The sequence below is a fragment of the Hydrococcus rivularis NIES-593 genome, assembly GCF_001904635.1.
Lineage (GTDB): Bacteria > Cyanobacteriota > Cyanobacteriia > Cyanobacteriales > Microcystaceae > Hydrococcus > Hydrococcus rivularis.
This window is the reverse complement of the sequence record NZ_MRCB01000013.1, coordinates 96,008-114,202: the sequence shown is the minus strand read 5'-3', so window position 1 is coordinate 114,202 and position 18,195 is coordinate 96,008. Positions and strand designations below refer to the sequence as shown.

The 18,195-nt window shown below is 46.5% G+C and carries 21 protein-coding genes; 9 read left to right on the top strand and 12 right to left on the bottom strand.

Annotated features, from left to right (window positions below):
* Positions 1-67: 67 nt before the first annotated feature.
* On the top strand, positions 68-895 hold the full coding sequence (locus NIES593_RS12585; RefSeq protein ID WP_073599910.1) for a type 1 glutamine amidotransferase family protein: 828 nt from the start codon (positions 68-70) through the stop codon (positions 893-895).
* Between the two features lie 72 nt (positions 896-967).
* Here the strand turns inward: NIES593_RS12585 and NIES593_RS12580 are convergent, their stop codons facing one another.
* The 3 genes from NIES593_RS12580 to NIES593_RS12565 all read right to left on the bottom strand — a co-directional run bounded on the left by NIES593_RS12580 (position 968) and on the right by NIES593_RS12565 (position 3,205).
* On the bottom strand, positions 968-1,687 hold the full coding sequence (locus tag NIES593_RS12580) for a COP23 domain-containing protein (RefSeq protein ID WP_073599909.1): 720 nt from the start codon (positions 1,685-1,687) through the stop codon (positions 968-970).
* A 16-nt stretch (positions 1,688-1,703) separates the two neighbouring features.
* Positions 1,704-2,555, bottom strand: coding sequence for a CPBP family intramembrane glutamic endopeptidase (locus NIES593_RS12575; RefSeq protein WP_083602436.1), 852 nt, complete (start codon positions 2,553-2,555; stop codon positions 1,704-1,706).
* A 245-nt stretch (positions 2,556-2,800) separates the two neighbouring features.
* Positions 2,801-3,205: an AbrB family transcriptional regulator gene (locus NIES593_RS12565; protein ID WP_073599907.1), complete on the bottom strand. Its 405-nt coding sequence runs from the start codon at positions 3,203-3,205 to the stop codon at positions 2,801-2,803.
* 462 nt (positions 3,206-3,667) lie between these two features.
* Between NIES593_RS12565 and NIES593_RS12560 the strand changes: the two genes are divergently transcribed.
* Entirely contained in the window at positions 3,668-4,651 is a 984-nt protein-coding gene (locus NIES593_RS12560) for a succinate dehydrogenase/fumarate reductase iron-sulfur subunit (RefSeq protein WP_073599906.1), read from the top strand.
* 42 nt (positions 4,652-4,693) lie between these two features.
* On the opposite strand, the gene NIES593_RS12555 is transcribed toward NIES593_RS12560, so the two are convergent.
* The 3 genes from NIES593_RS12555 to thiL all read right to left on the bottom strand — a co-directional run bounded on the left by NIES593_RS12555 (position 4,694) and on the right by thiL (position 7,968).
* A complete protein-coding gene (locus NIES593_RS12555; RefSeq protein WP_073599905.1) occupies positions 4,694-5,356 on the bottom strand; it encodes a hypothetical protein in 663 nt (220 codons plus the stop codon).
* A 202-nt stretch (positions 5,357-5,558) separates the two neighbouring features.
* The gene (locus tag NIES593_RS12550) at positions 5,559-6,743 is read right to left on the bottom strand and encodes an NAD(P)H-quinone oxidoreductase subunit H (RefSeq protein WP_073599904.1); all 1,185 of its coding nucleotides are present in this window, start codon (positions 6,741-6,743) and stop codon (positions 5,559-5,561) included.
* 223 nt (positions 6,744-6,966) lie between these two features.
* A complete protein-coding gene (thiL, locus tag NIES593_RS12545) occupies positions 6,967-7,968 on the bottom strand; it encodes a thiamine-phosphate kinase (protein ID WP_073599903.1) in 1,002 nt (333 codons plus the stop codon).
* A 269-nt stretch (positions 7,969-8,237) separates the two neighbouring features.
* Between thiL and NIES593_RS12540 the strand changes: the two genes are divergently transcribed.
* Positions 8,238-8,441 (top strand): hypothetical protein, encoded by a 204-nt coding sequence (locus tag NIES593_RS12540; RefSeq protein WP_073599902.1) that lies wholly within the window; start codon positions 8,238-8,240, stop codon positions 8,439-8,441.
* 234 nt (positions 8,442-8,675) lie between these two features.
* Here NIES593_RS12540 and NIES593_RS25790 read toward each other — a convergent pair whose 3' ends face one another.
* The 3 genes from NIES593_RS25790 to NIES593_RS12525 form a co-directional block, all read right to left on the bottom strand.
* The gene (locus tag NIES593_RS25790; protein WP_425432539.1) at positions 8,676-8,870 is read right to left on the bottom strand and encodes a DUF6887 family protein; all 195 of its coding nucleotides are present in this window, start codon (positions 8,868-8,870) and stop codon (positions 8,676-8,678) included.
* A 10-nt stretch (positions 8,871-8,880) separates the two neighbouring features.
* Positions 8,881-9,069, bottom strand: a complete 189-nt coding sequence (locus NIES593_RS12530; protein WP_073599900.1) for a DUF6888 family protein — start codon at positions 9,067-9,069, stop codon at positions 8,881-8,883.
* Between the two features lie 243 nt (positions 9,070-9,312).
* Positions 9,313-10,455, bottom strand: a complete 1,143-nt coding sequence (locus NIES593_RS12525) for a peptidylprolyl isomerase (RefSeq protein ID WP_083602435.1) — start codon at positions 10,453-10,455, stop codon at positions 9,313-9,315.
* Between the two features lie 135 nt (positions 10,456-10,590).
* On the opposite strand from NIES593_RS12525, the gene NIES593_RS12520 reads away from it, so the two are divergent.
* The 3 genes from NIES593_RS12520 to accB all read left to right on the top strand — a co-directional run bounded on the left by NIES593_RS12520 (position 10,591) and on the right by accB (position 12,819).
* Positions 10,591-11,583 carry an aromatic ring-hydroxylating oxygenase subunit alpha gene (locus NIES593_RS12520; RefSeq protein ID WP_073599899.1) on the top strand — a complete coding sequence of 331 codons (993 nt, stop codon included), beginning with the start codon at positions 10,591-10,593 and terminating at the stop codon, positions 11,581-11,583.
* An 81-nt stretch (positions 11,584-11,664) separates the two neighbouring features.
* On the top strand, positions 11,665-12,222 hold the full coding sequence (efp, locus tag NIES593_RS12515; protein WP_015145905.1) for an elongation factor P: 558 nt from the start codon (positions 11,665-11,667) through the stop codon (positions 12,220-12,222).
* Between the two features lie 96 nt (positions 12,223-12,318).
* On the top strand, positions 12,319-12,819 hold the full coding sequence (gene accB, locus NIES593_RS12510; RefSeq protein WP_073599898.1) for an acetyl-CoA carboxylase biotin carboxyl carrier protein: 501 nt from the start codon (positions 12,319-12,321) through the stop codon (positions 12,817-12,819).
* Between the two features lie 7 nt (positions 12,820-12,826).
* Here the strand turns inward: accB and NIES593_RS12505 are convergent, their stop codons facing one another.
* The 3 genes from NIES593_RS12505 to NIES593_RS24165 form a co-directional block, all read right to left on the bottom strand.
* Positions 12,827-13,459 (bottom strand): GerMN domain-containing protein, encoded by a 633-nt coding sequence (locus NIES593_RS12505; protein WP_073599897.1) that lies wholly within the window; start codon positions 13,457-13,459, stop codon positions 12,827-12,829.
* A gap of 222 nt (positions 13,460-13,681) precedes the next feature.
* The gene (locus tag NIES593_RS12500; protein WP_073599896.1) at positions 13,682-14,494 is read right to left on the bottom strand and encodes an LmeA family phospholipid-binding protein; all 813 of its coding nucleotides are present in this window, start codon (positions 14,492-14,494) and stop codon (positions 13,682-13,684) included.
* Between the two features lie 231 nt (positions 14,495-14,725).
* Positions 14,726-15,427 carry a TOBE domain-containing protein gene (locus NIES593_RS24165; protein ID WP_073599895.1) on the bottom strand — a complete coding sequence of 234 codons (702 nt, stop codon included), beginning with the start codon at positions 15,425-15,427 and terminating at the stop codon, positions 14,726-14,728.
* Between the two features lie 227 nt (positions 15,428-15,654).
* Between NIES593_RS24165 and NIES593_RS12490 the strand changes: the two genes are divergently transcribed.
* The 3 genes from NIES593_RS12490 (at position 15,655) to obgE (ending at position 18,179) form a co-directional block, all read left to right on the top strand.
* Positions 15,655-16,260 carry a L,D-transpeptidase gene (locus NIES593_RS12490; RefSeq protein WP_073599894.1) on the top strand — a complete coding sequence of 202 codons (606 nt, stop codon included), beginning with the start codon at positions 15,655-15,657 and terminating at the stop codon, positions 16,258-16,260.
* Positions 16,261-16,367: 107 nt separating this feature from the next.
* Complete coding sequence (locus NIES593_RS12485) at positions 16,368-17,069, top strand: Mo-dependent nitrogenase C-terminal domain-containing protein (protein WP_073599893.1); 702 nt, start codon at positions 16,368-16,370, stop codon at positions 17,067-17,069.
* A 93-nt stretch (positions 17,070-17,162) separates the two neighbouring features.
* Positions 17,163-18,179, top strand: coding sequence for a GTPase ObgE (gene obgE / locus NIES593_RS12480; RefSeq protein WP_073599892.1), 1,017 nt, complete (start codon positions 17,163-17,165; stop codon positions 18,177-18,179).
* The last annotated feature ends 16 nt before the right edge of the window (positions 18,180-18,195 follow it).

Genomic DNA, 18,195 nt, shown 5'->3' with positions numbered 1-18,195 from the left:
GAATCGATTTGCATTAATCTATTACTCATGCCTAGCGCCCTAAGAATAAAGGATAAGGAGACGACTCGTGTTAAAAAGTGTTTCGAGGCTAAAAAAAGAGGTTTTTAGTCTAAATATCCTCAAAAAACGCAATTTTATAGCGCTTATCTCCTATCTTTGTCCCTTTGCCCTATTCATCTCTCCAGCAACCGCCGTCACCGCCCGATTGGGAGTCGTCAAAGCCCAAGAAAATGCGGCGCAATGGCAAGAAATTACTAAACGGCTACAAGCAACGGGCGTAGACTACTGCATTGTCGATGCATCCAAATGGCGAAATGAAACCGATTTAGGGGGCGTTCGCGTTCTGCTGCTGCCCAATGTAGACAGCCTCGATTGGGCGCAAGCGAGCGCTTTAGAAGTCTGGATGGCTAGAGGCGGGCGCGTCATCGTTACCGGGCCGACAGGTAATCTCTCGCTACCGGAAGTTCGCAAACAATTGCGATCGCTTTTTGGCGCTTATTGGGGATTTTCTAATTCCTTTCCCATTGCTCTAGAAGTTGTAGGCGGTCAGCTAGTGCCGACTCAACCGCAAGCTATGTCTGGCGACCTTGTTGGCGGCACTCTCATCCCGACAAAGGCTGACAGCGAAGCTGCGGCTATTTGGGTAACTGAAGAGAGAGTTCCAGCCGTCGTCTTTTCCAATCGCGCTATCTATATCGGCTGGCGTTGGGGAATGGAAGGCGTGGCAACGCCTGCTTTTGACACGGCTTGGTTAGAAGCAGCGCTCGGTCGCTACGGCGTAACTCGCCAGAGCAACCTCTCGATGCTGAAGCGATCCGAACCAGCTCAATGCAATGAGGGCAATCCCTTGCTTCCTCCCCAGCAAGAAGCCCCCATACTGCGCGATCGCGAATAGAGAGTCAAAGCAATTCGCAATTACCAGTTCGCAATTCGCAATTAACTACTGCAAGGTTATCGCTTTGTGCTATTACCACCTGCTTCCTTCATTATTGGAAGGAAGTTCTAGCGGTTTTTGAGAATTGTTCGGCTGCGTTGTCGGGGGAAAGGTCGGAGAGTTACCCGTTCTTTGAGAAGAAGGGAGTTCAAACGGTTTTTCGGAATAGTTAGGTTCCGGTGCGGAAACTTCGTTGAGGTAGCGATCGAGATCGAAGGTTATAGAGCCATCTTGATTGCGCGTCATGACGTTACTGGGTCTTCTTGTGGCTGTAGCAGTGCTATTTGCCGTTTCGTTTCCTCCCATTAACTGAGCCAAAGGTCCGCTCGCACCTTGGCGATTTGCGGCTATCTCTTGCAAGATTTGATTCGCATTTTGATTGGGTCTGAGGGTAAATAAAATATTCCCTCCGCTCGCCTCGCAGCTCGTTCCGGCACAAATTACGGGTTGGTTTTTAACTCTGCCGCTAGTAAGATGACTTAGTCTTCCCTGCGCTTTGAAACTCATCATGCGTTCCGTTACTTCTTGACAGCGTCGCATGGGAGGATAACCTGCTTGACTGAAATATCCCGATACCCACCTGAAGATAGGAACCGAACCGCTTGATGTTTGGGCAAAGGTGGTCGGTATCCCGCTCTTGTCTTCCGTGCAGATAAAAGCGCTCGCTTGCGCATCGCTCGACCTCTCGCCAATAACTGTAATCAACGCGATCGCGGCTGTCAGAATTGTTAAGAAAGATAGTTTGAGCGACATGGCTAATCTAGCAATCTCAGTAGAAGAATTTGAGAAATCCTACACTCAGGATAGCTCCCGTTCCGAATAAACACAAAATTCCGGCGATTCCCGCTAGGGGTTGCCCTCCGATCCCAGTTATCCAAGGGTTGCCTTTACCTGTATAGGAGAGCAATTGCGCGGAATCGAGAGACGATAGCCCCCAAATCCAACCAGCGTGCAATCCGCAGGCTAATCCCAAGCTTCCATCATCGACTAATCTCGCACCCACGAGAATCGTGCCCATCAGCCATAACCCAGGTAGTTGAGGAATTGTCTGCGCCCGCTCCCAAATTAAATGTAATAGAGCAAAAATCGTGCTAGATACGATTGCGGCTACTGCAATCGTGTAGTTTTGTTGCAGTTCGTCGAGCAAAAAGCCGCGAAAAATTAATTCTTCTGTAATACTTATCCACAATGCCAATGCAAGTAGGGGAAAAATAACCGAGCGAAGGCGGGGCAAATTTTCCGTTTGCCATTGCAGCCAACCGAGCGATCGCTCGACCGTAAAAACGACGATTAATCCCCCAATTCCTAAGCTCAATCCCGCTACTGTAGATAGAAAAAATTTGGGTTGCCAAGTTAATCCATACTCAGCAAAAGAAGACTTTTCAATTGTGGCAGCACCCCAAACAATAAGGGGAGCGATCGCGTATAGCGGTGCCAACAAAGCAAGTTTTAAAGCTTGCTTTAGAGGTTTAGTTGGATGCCAATTAAATTGCCATGCAATCGGAATTGCTATCGGCAACCACGCGATCGCCCAAATTAAAAAAAAGACGCCTATCTTAAGTAAAGAGTTTGCTCCTCGCAGCCACTCAAAAAATAGATTCAGATTCGGTTGAAGATCCAAAAATTTTCCCTAATCTTAAAATTTTCAGGAATTTACTCAAGACGCTCTGACTCGCTTAATTCGATCGGTTTGCGTCTGCTAAGGCGAGTCTAGAAAATACGATCGCCCTTTTAATAGACCCTTCATGCTTGTCTGCTCGCTTGAATAGCAGATTTTGATGGAAATTTAATCGCAAACGCGCTTTATTTCTTATTGCGCCAGTTACCTCGATCGCGGTTTCGATCGATGTTTTTGCTGCCAATCGATTACGCGGTTAAAGCTTCTTCGGAGTCTTCAACTTCCGACTCGTCTTCAATTTGTTTGAGGTGAATGTGTTTGTATCCGAGTTTGATAACAAACTCATCGCCCGGTTTTAATCCCATCTGTTCGGTATAAGTCGAACCAATGACAATTTGACCATTTTTGTGAACGCTAACGCGATAGGTAGGTTCGCGTCCGCGCCCATCTTTTGCTCCGCCTGGTTCTAGAGGAACGCCTTTCGCTGCTAAAACTGCGTCATAAAAATCTGTTAAATTAACGCGAACTTGTCCGTCTTTAATAGAGTAATAGCCGCAGCGCTTTGCTGTTTCTCGCCGAGGTAGATGGGATAACTCTTTTACTTTTTGAAGCAGTGCTTTTCCTGTTAAGGGGGCAGTCGCGGTTTCACTCATAATTCTCTCAATGTTCCTTTTTTTTCTACTAATTGTCTTTTGTGTTTTTGTTGTTAAGATTCATCTTATCAAAAATATGACGTTATCTGCTTAAACTTTGACAAGAAAATTTTCAAGAATTATAAATTTAAGACTAGAATGGTTAGAGGAAGACTGAATACAGGATATGTCTATAGTCTGAAAACCCCTTAATAGGGATTTAAGTGCAAAACGATTGAGAAATTCAGTCAATCTGCTAACAAAACAAAAAGAATAAAAGAATAAAGTAGAATTGAGGTAGTCTCGGAGGTTGGCTCGAAAAACGAGTTGAGCCAATATACCATCCGCTAAAGACTACTTAGATGATTCCTGGAAGCAGCTTAAAGTTTTGGTAAGCTTGAAGCAGCGAGATCGACATAAGGAGTTATTTTTCCCAAGATCTAAAGATTTTTTTAAATAACAAACGCTCGAACGATTGAAACCATGCAAGTCAGTTTTAAAATTTTTCGACAGCAGCCCAACAGCACACCAAGTTTTCAGACTTATACCTTAGAAGTAGAGCCAGGAAATACAATTTTAGACTGTCTCAATCGCATTAAGTGGGAACTCGATGGAACTCTCGCTTTTCGGAAAAATTGCCGCAACACCATTTGCGGTAGCTGTGCGATGAGAATTAACGGTCGCTCTGCCTTGGCGTGTAAAGAAAATGTTGGCAGCGAACTTGCTCGCTTTTCCCACGGAGCGGATACTCAGATCCCAGAAATTATCGTAGCGCCAATGGGCAACATGCCTGTAATGAAAGATTTGGTCGTAGATATGACAAGCTTCTGGGATAATTTAGAAGCCGTCGATCCCTACGTCAGCACCAGTGCCCGACAAATTCCAGAACGGGAATTCTTGCAAACGCCAGAGGAGCGATCGCGTCTCGATGCATCGGGCAATTGTATCTTGTGCGGCGCTTGCTATTCTGAGTGTAATGCCCGCACGGTCGATCCCTCTTTTGTCGGTCCCCACGCCCTAGCCAAAGCCCAGCGCCTGGTGGATGACTCCCGCGACGATACCACGGAAGCTCGCTTGGAGAAATACAACCAGGGCACCCAAGGAGTTTGGGGCTGCACGCGCTGCTATATGTGCAATGCCGTCTGTCCGATGGATGTTGCCCCGATGGATAGAATTGGCGAAATCAAGCAGGAAATCTTAGAGCGTAAAAATGCCCAAGCCAGCCGTTCGATTCGCCACCGCAAAGTATTGATCGATTTAGTCAAGCAAGGTGGTTGGATTGACGAGCGCAAATTTGGTTTATATGTAGTAGGAAATTATTTTCGCGATTTGCGGGGACTAATGAGCCTTGTGCCCTTGGGATTGCGGATGCTAGCGAAAGGCAAGTTTCCAGCCACTTTTGAACCATCAGAAGGAACGCTTGAGGTGCGATCGCTCATTGAAGCCGTTCAAGCAAGCGAGCAGTAAATCACCTTAGTTAAACTATCGATCGAATACCGAAGCTTGACCTTATTCTGAAATAGGTACTTTCTCGAATATTGCCGTCTCTGGTACTATCAGATCGATCGTTTGAACCTCTTCAGGGATGAGCAGCCAGACATAACCATCAGCAGATGATCCTTTTTTCACAAGACCCAGAGAAATGTATGTGGTCGCACGATCGATTCTGCCTGAACGGTCTATCTCCGTACCGTCCCTCAGAGCCTGTTCGAATGACGCCTTGTCAACCACTCTATCGTAGGATTCGTAACGTTCACTGGTTTCAGGATTTCGCGCGATTGTCAGCTTCGGCACAATTGTACCGTTTCTACCTCCAAGGTTACGAACCCGCATTTGGACATTCACCACATTTCGCTGCCCGTTATCTGGATTTTGAATCCGCTTGACCGACAATAGTTCAACTTGTGCCCTATTTTTAAAGGCGTATTGCACAAATTGACCAGGCTGAATTTCAGTGTTCGCCTGCTGGCTAGATTCGGTCATCGGAACGGTAGGTGAGCTAGCTGTTTGCGGAGACTGTGGTGGTTCAGAAGCAATAAGTGAATTTTGCACAGAGGTGCTGAGTTCACGAAAGCTCTGCTGTAATTGAAACATTTGAACAAGCGCAAAGCCCGTACCTCCTAACGCGATTACAGACACTAGAACTGCAACGCTCGATAGAAAAGTATTCATATTGCTGCCTCCTACTGGCTTTTCGGTTGAGGATGTTTGTCTATTTTTTATTGGCATCGCTAACTGGACTTGGTTACAGCATTAAACCTCACGCTATTCTAACGCGAGCTTGGGATAAGAAAAGTAAGGGCGAACAACCGTTCGCCCTTACAAGTCATTTACTAAAAAATAGGATAAATTCTACCCACTCACCAATCACCGATTATCTATCCACCGAACCCATAATAATATCGATACTGCCAAGAATGGCAACGATATCGGCAACCTTGACTCCTTTAAGAATGTGAGGCAAGATTTGCAGGTTATTAAAATCGGCGGCGCGAATTTTCCAACGCCAGGGGAAAACATCATCGTTGCCAATAATAAAGATCCCTAATTCCCCTTTACCGCTTTCGAGGCGGACGTAATGTTCGCCCTTGGGAATTTTAAAAGTCGGTGCGACTTTTTTGGCGATGTACTGGTAATCGAAATCATTCCACTGGGACTTTTTCCCTTCCATCATCCGCTTCGCTTCCAGATTTTCGTAAGGACCGCCGGGAAGTCCTTTAAGCGCCTGACGGAGAATTTTAACCGACTCCCGCATTTCCCGAATCCGTACCAGATAGCGGGCGTAACAATCGCCAGCCGTTTCCCACTGAACTTCCCAGTCAAAGTCGTCGTAGCACTCGTAGTGGTCAACCTTACGTAAATCCCACTTCACCCCGGAAGCCCGTAACATGGGACCGGAAAGTCCCCAGTTAATTGCCTCTTCGCGGCTAATCGTTCCTACGCCTTCGACGCGGCGACGGAAAATCGGGTTATTGGTGATTAGCTTCTCGTACTCATCGACTTTCGGTTCGAAGTAGTTGCAGAAATCTTCGCACTTATCAACCCAACCGTAGGGTAAATCTACTGCCACGCCACCGATGCGGAAGTAGTTGTTATTGACCATCCGATAACCGCTTGCCGCTTCCCAGAGGTCGTAAATCATCTCCCGTTCGCGGAAGATGTAGAAAAAAGGAGTTTGAGCGCCTACGTCAGCCAAGAATGGTCCCAACCACAGCAGATGATTGGCAATGCGGTTGAGTTCCAACATGATGACGCGGATATACTGGGCGCGTTTGGGAACTTGAATGTCAGCTAATTTTTCTGGCGCATTAACGGTAATTGCCTCGTTAAACATCCCCGCCGCGTAGTCCCATCGGCTTACGTAAGGGACGTACATGACGTTTGTGCGATTTTCGGCAATTTTTTCCATCCCTCGATGGAGATAACCGATGACGGGTTCGCAGTCGATTACGTCTTCCCCATCGAGGGTGACGATCAAGCGAAGTACGCCGTGCATTGAGGGATGGTGGGGACCCATGTTAAGTACCATGGGTTCGGTTCTGGTTTCAATTCTTGCCATACTACAGCAAATGTCCCCTCATCAAAAAATTGGTAAGGTGCTTTGGTTGCTAAAACTGGCAGCTTGAAAAAGCTTTTAAGATACCAGAACGGCAGCACCTCTCTTTTAATCATTATAAAAGTATCGTTAAATTTTCCTCGATCGCAATGACCCGATCGACTCATTAAAAATTACTATTTCAACAATTGATAATTTCGATTGCTATTGCGAACGCCGAATTGTCTTAGAAATGCTGAAAGCCTTCTGATAAGGTTAGCTGTCGCGGGGCATAATTGCCACTGCGATCGATTAGCTCGACAGTTGGTTCGCTAGTAATCATGCCAATAATAGCTGCTGCCGATCCCAAGTGGTTTACTAAGTCTTGGGCTGACTGGGGCGAAAGACACAAAACCAACTCAAAATCTTCTCCGCCATACAAGATCCATTCTAAAGCTTGCTCTGGCGAAACAAACTGCTGCAAAGCAGGCGAGATAGGAATTGCCTGCCGCTCGATACGAGCGCCAACGCCACTGCAACGGCAAATCTGCACGACTGCATCGGCTAACCCATCGCTACTGTCCATCCCGGCGACGGACCGATCTCCTACTATCGCCCACAGATGGTCTAAAATGTCAAGTCTCGGTTGTGGCCTTTGGTGTGCCTGAATTAAGGTATTTTTGGCAGTTTCTGCCAAATTTTGGCCGCTTTCTGGATGTAGGAGTAATTCTAATCCTGCTCGCGAGCAACCGTGAAATCCTGTCGCCACGATCGCGTCGCCTGCTTTAGCATTAAAACGACGGATGACTCGCTGGGGTAAAACCCGACCAAAGGCGGTAATCGAGACGGTAATGACTGAAGAGCAGCAGATATCTCCTCCTACAATTGGGGTTTGATATCGTTGCAGGCAATCGTAGAGTCCGTGATAGAGAGCTTCTACCCAGCTTATCGCAACCTCTCCTGGCAGACCCAAAGCCAGCGTAATTCCGATGGGAGAAGCCCCCATCGCCGCTAAGTCGGATAAATTAGCCGCTGCCGCACGCCAACCCACATCTTCTGGAGAAGTCGTGCGATCGCTAAAATGTACTCCATCCACCAGCATATCGGTCGTGACTACCATAGAGTAGCCGGATTCTATCTCCAGTACCGCTGCATCGTCTCCCACCATACCGGGCGGGCAAAAGTTTTGTAGCCTTTGCAAAAGCCCTTGTTCGCCAATATCTTTAACGGTTTTTGTGGGATGAGACACTCGATGAAAGGATTGACGATTTTGGATTAACCTATACCTGAACTTAGAGGTTTTTATGCGAGTTCTAGGTTAGTGGTGAAATTGATTTATTTACCTTAAATCTTGATGCCTTAGCGATAGTGACAAAGGTAATAGTTGGGATATGACATTTAGCTGATGCGGGCAAGTGTTTTTATTGGATAACCTACGGGTATAGTACGCCTAAATAATTAGCGTTCTCCGTAGCTAGTACGATTAGAAATTTTAACCATGAAAAAAGGAGAAATGAAATGTCTATACCAGTATTGACTATAGCAGCCTTACTTGACAAGATGAGCCAACCGGATCGGTTTGCACTCATCTACAGTGACAGCTTATTTCCATCTGTGTTCGCGAGCGCGATCGCATTTCTGGTTCCGTTTGCATGGCTATGCGTGATGGCAGCGATTGCCAACCCTTTCATTCACAAGAAGACCGCGCGATCGAGCGAGTGAGTAGGAAAAATAGGGGGTTTTGTCAATGATTCTCGATAAGAAAAGTCCATGTTCTCGCCACTAGCAGAGCGACTTCGTAACTGGAGCAATTTAAAGTCAGATCCTTACTTCGCTTATCCACTTCTACTTAACCTCACTCCCCTAGCTTAGCTGGGGGATTTTTTTAGTTAGTGATGGAAAGCGATCGCTTGACTGACTGCTGCATATCGAGCTTGTCACTGTCGTTTGCTGAGATTATGAATGCTTTCCCGATGTGCGATCGTTAGCTGCCTTAATAACCTGTTCGAGCCGAGCAAGGTCTTCTTCATTCAACCCACCCTTAGATCGCTTAACGTCTGGTTCGGTTCGCAGCCTGTCCATATATACACGTAAAGCTTCATCATCCTCACGGTGTGTGAGTACATAATCTCTAAGTGCTTTTCGGTTCATTTGTTGGTAGTCAGGTTTGCTCATCTTCGTCAAACTCCCAATCTCCACTCGGAAAAATGGTGATACCCAAGGTGTCGCCAGCCAGAATGTAGATTTCCTCTCGCTTTGCGTCGTAGCGAAATAAGTGGATGTCTACATAGAAATTGGACAGCGTTTGGCAAACTCGCATGCAAGCACTCATTTGTTCTAAAGTTGGCATTACTCTCCAACCAGCAACAGCAAAGCTTGCCCAACAATTGTAGTTTGAGCAAGCTCAAAGCAATAAATTTTCCAATTAAATCTAGCATTAAGCGTTTTCTTGGGTGCTGTAGCACTATTCTATACCTGATTTCTCTCCTCTTGTTGTCTGGGTTGCTTCATTAACTTTTTAAGTTGCGATCGAGCGAGTGAATGGGGGGGAAATAGGAGTTGTCTATTGTTCCTAATTTCCCCTCCCCAACCTTTAACTCGCTTGTGGTTGTACCAAATTGTCTAGTCCATCTACCACTTTAGCGGCAATAATCTTGTCTTTGTCGGTTAGTTGTTCGAGAACTTCTTTGCCTTCGACTACATAACCAAATACTGAATAGCGTCCATCCATCAGGTTAAAGCCGGGAGGCGTTAATTCATTGTCAAATTTAAAGAAAAAGAACTGAGAAGAACCGCCATTGGGATCGTCACTCGGACGAGCCAGAGCAACTGCTCCATAGGCATTAAAAGGAAGCGCTAGATCGGGAAGATAAATTCCCGCATCTTCTAAAGTAATGCCATAAATTGGCTCTTTTTCTCCTTTAACTAAAACTTCTAGCGGAATGGCTCGATATTGCTTCGTTTTTGGATCGATAAAACCGGCTTCAGGACCAGGGGGATCGCCCGTTTGCACGACAAAGTCATCTTCCAAGGATATGAAAGGCAAGCCATCATAGAATCCCCGATTCACTAAATCGACGAAGTTTCCACCGTTGACAGGAGCGCTATAACCGTCAACGACGATCGTCAAGAGTCCTTTAGTCGTTTCCATTTCTACTGTGGCACGACCCTTAAGCTGAGGCAAGTTAGCGTATTTGGCAGGCACCTCAAAGGGAAACCCTTGTACCATCAACTCTTCTAATTGTCCAATCCGGGCGAGCAATTCTCGTCGCTTGCTCCAAACTTGGTTTTTATCTTGGGCTTTGACCGCATCTTGCAGTTGAGCGATCTCCTCTTTTATCTGTGCGATCGCAGCTTCGGCTCTAGGTTTGCGATCGTCGGGAACGCTAGCTAATAAATCGCTTTCTTTAGAAGATAAGATTTTGGTAGCAACTTTTACATCTTTCTCAATCGGTCCCCAACGTTTTCCTCGCAAATGATTGGAAATATCTTCGATCGCGTCTTGGAGTTGCCGAACTGCTTGGTTGTCGATCGGCAAAGAATATCGCAAAATTGCGTAAGGGTCGGTAATTGCATTTCCTTGCGCTAAAGCAGCAATTAGTACCGAGTTAGCAGGTTCCCAATTCCATCCGGCTCCGCTTAAACTAACTGACAGGCTAACCAAAAGTAGAGCAACTAGACTGGTCTTCAACAAATGTCGGCACCAACGCAACCAGAGAATTTTTATTGGTTTCATTTATCTTAATAGTTACATAAACTACCACACCGCTCCAAAGATACTTTGTAGGGTTTTAGCTCTCTCTTGTCAATACCCAATCCAACCTCTAACTTCGCGCGATCTGCTCGATCGCGCTCTTTAATTCTGGTGAGAATGGATAAGTCAAATTTTTTCTTACGTAACATTTGGTATTATGCCCTTCCCAGCGATCGGCTCAAACCCGGTCGGATAGTTGCTAAGACGTTACTAAACGAACCTATTCTGTTTGGACGTACTAATACGGGTCGGGTTTTTGCCCTGCGCGATATCTGCCCTCACCGAGCCGTTCCCCTCAGTTGCGGACGGTTCGACGGAAAAGAGGTGGAGTGCGCCTATCACGGTTGGCGTTTTGACGCTGGCGGACAATGTAGTGCCATTCCCTCTCTAACTGACGACCAAAAGCTTGATTTGAGTCGCTTTCGGGTCAAACAATATCCAGTGCGCGAAATTCAGGGCAACATCTGGATTTATATGTCACGCGGCGATCGCGCCGCTGTAAGCGAGCCAGAAATCGAGATTCCGCAGGTTCCCGAATTTGGCGATCGCTCCTACCAGGCAATGGAAGTACAGCGTTTCCCCTGCTTTGTCGATCGAGCCGTTGTCGGCTTAATGGATCCAGCCCACGTACCGTTTGTCCATCGCGCTTGGTGGTGGCGTAGCGATGCAGTTCTGTCCGAGGAAGTAAAAGCCTTCTCTCCTTCTCCCTACGGTTTCACCATGAAGCGACATCGACTGGAACGCTCGACCTTTTTCTATAATCTCATCGGCAAAAATCCAGAAGTAGCGATTTCCTTTCAGCTACCTGGCATTCGCATCGAACAAGTCATTACTGACAATAATACGGTTTGCAATTTAACCGCCATTACTCCGATTACTGAAATAGAGACGGAAGTGACAACGCTGTTTTATACAACTCTACCTTGGTTTGCCCTACTAAAACCCCTCCTGCTGCCATTTATTCAAGCGTTTTTAAATCAGGATCGACAGATAGTTATCAAGCAGCAGATTGGCTTGCAGTACGATCCACCCTTGATGTTAATAGCTATCTCTGAAGGTCGTCCCTTTAGCAACCCAGTTAAAGAACGGGTACTGCGCTGGCGCAGTTGAGAGTGCAAATTTTCTAGCCTAACCATCTCCCATTCTCTAGTAAAATAAAATGTCGATATTTTTAGGCTTTAAAAGCACTTCATGATTTCGAGCAACGATTTTCGCAGTGGTGTAACTATCGAATTAGACGGATCTGTCTGGCGAGTTGTAGAATTTCTTCACGTCAAACCGGGTAAAGGCTCTGCCTTCGTGCGTACCAAACTCAAAAACGTACAGACTGGGAACGTGGTCGAGCGGACTTTCCGAGCAGGCGAGACCGTTCCACAAGCAACGATAGAAAAGCGAACAATGCAGCATACCTATAAAGAAGCCGATCAATACGTCTTTATGGATATGGAAACGTTTGAAGAGGCTCATCTGAGACCAGAGCAACTTGGCGATCGCACTAAGTTCCTCAAAGAAGGGATGGAAGTCAATATCTTACTCTGGAACGGGCAAGTATTGGAAGTCGAACTTCCTACTTCAGTCATCCTCGAAGTAATCGAAACCGATCCGGGCGTGAAAGGGGATACGGCTACAGGCGGATCAAAACCCGCGATCGTCGAGACGGGCGCTCAGGTAATGGTTCCCTTGTTTATTTCTGTCGGCGAACGGATTAAGGTAGATACCCGCGATGGTTCCTATCTGGGTAGAGAGTGAACGAGCGAACGCTTGGCTTTATCTTTTGTTGTTAGTTGTCGTCGAGTTCTTAGCGCGGACAACTAACGCCTAATTGTTATATGGGATGCACGATTTGTGTCAATAAATTTCAACGAACTTCGGGAGTTGTTAAGGGCGATCGCTCAAACCGATATTACCGAGTTAACGCTAAAAAGCGAAGATTTTGAACTAACGGTACGTAAGAGCGCTCCAGTAATACCAACTCAAACTGTAGCAGCTACCGTGGAAGCGGCACCGCCGAGTGGCGTTTCCCCAGTTTCTCAACCGTCTGCGGTGCCCGTCGCTCCTGTCAGCGAACCCCAAGAGGTTTCTGCACCTTCCCCCGCAGACGCAAAATGGGTAGCAATTACTTCTCCTATGGTGGGCACCTTTTATCGAGCACCCGCCCCTGACGAACCGCCGTTTGTAGAAGTGGGCGATCGCATCCGTCAGGGACAAACGGTCTGTATCATCGAGGCTATGAAGCTCATGAACGAAATTGAAGCAGAAGTTTCGGGACAAATAATGGAGATCGTCGTGGCTAACGGCGAACCCGTAGAATACGGTCAAACTTTAATGTGGCTCAATCCCGATTGAGTCGTTCCTAAAGCTCGAAATCCGTTTCAAAAATTTTACGAGTCATGGGTTGTTCTACCATCAATCCTTCTCCTTCACCCAACAGTTCGAGCGGTTTTCCTTCTACATCAATCCAAACCTGAGTGTTGGGGTCTACACTCGTTGCCGTATATACAATCTGCCCTAAGCGTCCCATCATCGAAGCACTGCCGCCACCCGTCGTAAATTCTTGAGATAAGTTAAGATGAACGCCATCTTTTTCTACGGTCAAATCTAGCAATTTCGTGCCTTCAGGAATTGCCGTAGTCTCAGATGACTTTTTAGGTCCAGCTAATAATTCCTTAAAAGCCGTTTCCAGCCTTTCCTGCTCGCTTGCAGATTTTTGAACGGCTACTTTAGTCGGCAGCAACTTTAAGCGTCCCCCACTATCGGCAAGCCAATAAACTTGCGCTCCCTCTTCTTGGATTGGAGATTGGTCTGGCGGAGCGGTCGTTGGTTTGGATTGGGTTACCGTTGGTTCGGATGGCGTTTTTGAGGCAGTTAGAGTCCGATAAGCCAACCAAGAGGCTCCGCCACCGATAGCTAGCGCTGCTATGGTAATTCCTGCGATAACTCCCAGAGATAATCGATTGTTTTTAGGTTTTTTGGGTCGATCTTGCATAGAACTCCTCTTTGATACAGCTAGACTAAACTCATTGACCCTCTATATCCAGTCTACTGTTCCTGTCTATCTTTCATCGGCTGGCAACTGGGAAACGGGGAGTGCAGGGAGATAAGGGAGACTGGGGAATGGGAAGAAAACTAACCATTAACCACTCACTATTAACTCTCACCAATCCAAAATCCACAATCTAAACTCCAAAATCAAATAACTGGTCTCTGTTTATGGCTCCACTCGGATAAATGCTGCAATCTGCATTTCCTCGTCTGTGACGTTTAAGTGTAACACTCTAGCAGTGATTCCCCTGTTTTCTAATCGACGCAAATCTAATTCTTCGCTCAATCCTTCAGCCAATCCTCTCAAGAGTCTAGTCGATAAACGTCTGCCGTTAACCATTCCTTTGGGATCGTTCAGTTGTAGCGATCGCCCTGCTACCACATTAAGTCCTACCTCTAGCTTAATTTCGACTGGCTCTGGTGGCTCCGAGACATCTTTGCGCGTCTGGGATTGCTGCAATTGCAGCCTTAAGCCAAGGCGATTGCTCCCCAAAAAGTCTGCTCTGGCTTTTAATATTTTAAAAGATGATGCCGAAGCTTCGCTAGCCTCTTCCACAAAGCTATTCATTACCCCTTCTAGTCGAGATTTGATATTGGGAGATTCTAAAGCTTGGTTGAGATCGCTTTCGCTAATGGCGAGCCGAACCGCTCCTCGGAAGGGTTGGCGCAGTACCTGTGACAGCGCCTTTTCTCCTTCATTCTGAAGGCGTTGTAGATCTACATCGATGGGGTCGGTTTCTAGTTCTGCAACTGCAATTCTGAGATCCCGAATCGGTCGAACGTCTCGACTAGCAATGCGAACGCGATCGACTTTCCCTTGCAGCACTTGATAGCCAGGCGTGCTATCGATGCGAACATCTAACTGCTCGACATCCTCGACTTGAGAACGTAAGGTGTTTTCAACTACGCTGTCAATAATTAAGCCAACTGGAGAAATCGCAGCCAGTAAGCTAGAAAGTATTATTGTTATTAATTCCATGCTAATTAGTCGTCCCTGAAAACCCTAGATTTAGGTTTGAGTTTGAAGAAGAGGAGATTTACCAGATTTTATCGACTTTGGTTCTTTTTTGGCAATTTTACCTTAGTTTCTGCCCCTCAAACCCCTTGCGTTTAAATCATTTGGATCTTTTTCCAGGGACGACTATAAATTTTTTCTTCTTTCAAACTAGATTGGCGTATCCTTACCTTATCCAAAGGCAAACGGTTGAATTTACCACATTCCTCTAACGGGTTCTTCAGTTTCTTCTGGCGTTTGAGTCTCTTGCATGTCAGTGTCTACGTCGTCAGTGGTCGTCTCGTCGGTCGTACCAGGAGTCGTTGTGGTGCCAGGAGTGGTTGTATCAGGAGTCGTGGTCTCGTCGGTCGTGCCAGGAGTGCCAGGAGTGGTTGTCGTTTCCCCCGTTTGGCTCGTCGTAGAACTAGCTGGTGCCACGATTTGGTCGTTAACGACATACACTTCAGAGCCTTGGGTCAGATTCATTGTTCCCATGTCGGCTCGCGAGACTTCGATCTCTCTGGTCTGTCCGTTTTCTAGTTCGACCTCAGCCGTCGATCCCGTCATATTTGTAATCGTACCTCTGTCTGCTACTCCAACAATCCGTTCATCACGTATCAGCACGTAATCATTGGTTTTGAGTCTAGCTTGTCCAAGATCGGGATTCGCATTCGAGACTTGATAGGTTTGAGTGGTGCCATCTTCTAGCGCAACAACAACTGTAGAAGTAGAGGCAGTGCTAGAAACGCTTCTAATGCGACCTATCTGTTGTTCTTGTTGCTGCATCATTCTTTGTTGGGTTGGCTGCTGACTCTGCCGAGGGGAGTACTGAGCACTAGCTGGAGCAATAGCAATCGCACACAAGAATAGAGAAAGCGTAGTTGAGGTGATTGCTTTTAGGTTTTTATAGATAGCCATCGTCTTCTCCGAACTTTTTTAGTTAAGTTTCTTGTTTTATATTCGACTGAAGATTCTTCTATGACCTCTATCTATTGTTAGAGAAACTAAGGATTGAAAAATCTTAGGCAGTCAAGTTTAAACCGAGTCCGGACTAAAGGCTGAAAATATTCCGAAAGAAGGAAAACTTTTCCAAAATAGTAGGCAAAATTTAAGAAGAAATCTAAATAGGCGCAACTACAAAAGAAATGTTCCTCACCACCAAATTTCTTTACCCAATTTTGGGGCTGCTCTGCGTCGGAACGGCAATTCCTTTATTAGATGCCCAACGGCAGGCGACTGCCTCTGAAATCCCGAACGCGCCCGTATCTAGAAATCTTAACGCTCTAGCGACGACTACTAACTTTTCTAGTGACCCTTTTATCAATCCTTTTAATCCTTTTACCAATCCTTTTATTCATTCCCTCGACACTCGTTTGGTTCTTAAATTGCGAGAGCGTCGGGTTTATCTTTATCAAGGCGACGAGATCCAGGAAAGTTATCCAGTTGCTGTTGGCAAAAAAGGGTGGGAAACTCCCACTGGGAATTTTCAGGTCATTCAAAAGGTAGAAAATCCTGCTTGGGAGCATCCGTGGAATGGAAAGATCGTTCCGCCAGGGCCGGATAATCCTTTAGGAGAAAGATGGATCGGTTTTTGGACGGACGGAAAAAATTTTATTGGCTTTCACGGCACGCCTGCCGAACACCTGATAGGACGAGCAGTTTCTCACGGCTGCGTTCGCATGAGAAATCGAGACATCATCGCTTTATTCGCTCTGGTGCAAATCGGAACGCCTGTAATTGTAGAGCCATAGCTCGAAGTATGGAAAACCCTAATCGAGCCTCACTGCGCGTAACGCAAAGCTAAGGATAAAATCGAAATCGGAGGAATCCATACTGTCAACTATTTTTATTATTTGTCATGATTAGCGTTACTCGATCGCCTTATACCAACGAACAAATCGCCGCATGGCTGAGAGGTTTGCTAACCATCGCCTGGACGGACGGGCACTACGATCAAGAAGAACAAGAGTTGATTGCTGAGCTGACTAAAGAATTAGCTTTTTCTGATGCTGACGGATCGGTTTTGTACAAATCTATCGAGCCAAAAGAATTAGCCGAAATTTTAGGAGGAGACGAAACAATTGCAGAAAACTTCTTAAGAACAGCCGTTCTCGTTGCCATAGCCGATGGCGTTTATTCGACCTCTGAAGCCGAACTATTACATCAATTTAGCGATGCGTTCGGACTTAGGGTCAAAGCCTTACAAGCTCTGGAGCACACGATTTGCAAGCCCATCGAAACTCCGGCTTCAGCGACGGACGAGCAATTGGCTTCTGCTTTAGTTAGTCCTCCCCATCCTCATCCCGACGTGCTATATCCTATTAAGGACTGGCTTGACAGGATGGAAATTCACGATCCTCGGTTAGCTCGCTTTATCTGTAAGATGGTTCCGCCTCAATGTCCGTTCGAGCGAGATATCACGCTATTTGGTCGCAAAATCGTCCACATCCCCCCGCTTTGCAAGCTCAATCCCCTCTACGAACAGTTGGTCGGTTTGCGATTCCGCGCCTTGTCCTATCTGGCGGATGAATGTAAAGAAGATGTTTCAGAATATATCTAGACTTGTGAGTAGTTGTTATTAGTTGTTGGTTATGGGGGATGCAAAGACAACTAATAACTAATTCACTAATAGAACTAACCTCTAACAACTGATATGCAATTTATCGATCTAGCAGAAATTGAAGTAGAAGCTGGAAAAGGTGGCGACGGCATTGTTGCCTTTCGCCGAGAAAAGTACGTACCAGCAGGAGGACCATCTGGAGGCAATGGAGGGCGCGGCGGTTCGGTTATTTTGGTGGCAACCGATCGCCTGCAAACGCTGCTAGATTTTAAGTATGCCAGCCACTTTAGAGCAGAAAATGGCAAGCGCGGCGGTCCTAATAATTGTACTGGAGCAGACGGACGCGATCGCATTATTGAAGTTCCCTGCGGCACGGTTGTCTACGATGCCGATACCGACGAACTGCTAGCCGATTTAGTCGAGAACGGACAACAGTTCTGTGCTGCCAAGGGTGGCAAAGGCGGGTTGGGTAACAAGCATTTTTTGAGCAATCAAAATCGCGCTCCCGAATATGCTTTACCCGGACTACCAGGAGAGCGCAGGCGGTTGCGTCTGGAACTGAAATTATTGGCAGAGGTAGGTATTATCGGCTTGCCCAATGCGGGAAAGTCTACCCTCATTGCTGCCCTTTCTTCAGCGCATCCGAAAATTGCCGATTATCCTTTTACTACCCTCGTCCCCAATTTGGGAGTGGTGCGCAAACCAACCGGAGATGGTACTGTCTTTGCCGATATTCCGGGGCTAATTGCTGGTGCCCATGAGGGTGTAGGTTTGGGTCACGAGTTTCTGCGCCATATCGAGCGCACGCGTCTGCTGTTGCATTTGGTCGATTTGACGGCTGCCGATCCCATCGCTGACTACCAAACCATTCAACAGGAGTTAGAAGCTTACGGAAGGGGTTTAGTCAATCGTCCTCAGATTATCGCTCTCAACAAAGCGGATGCGGTTGACGAGGAGATAGCAAATACTGTCAAAGGTCAACTGACTCGGTTAACTTCAGATCCTATTTTTATTATTTCAGCCGCAGCTCGCATCGGACTCGATGGGCTGTTGAATGCAGTCTGGGCAAGTTTGGAGAAGGATTCAGAATTAGTACATTTGGACGGGTAGCTAGACTTTTGCGATC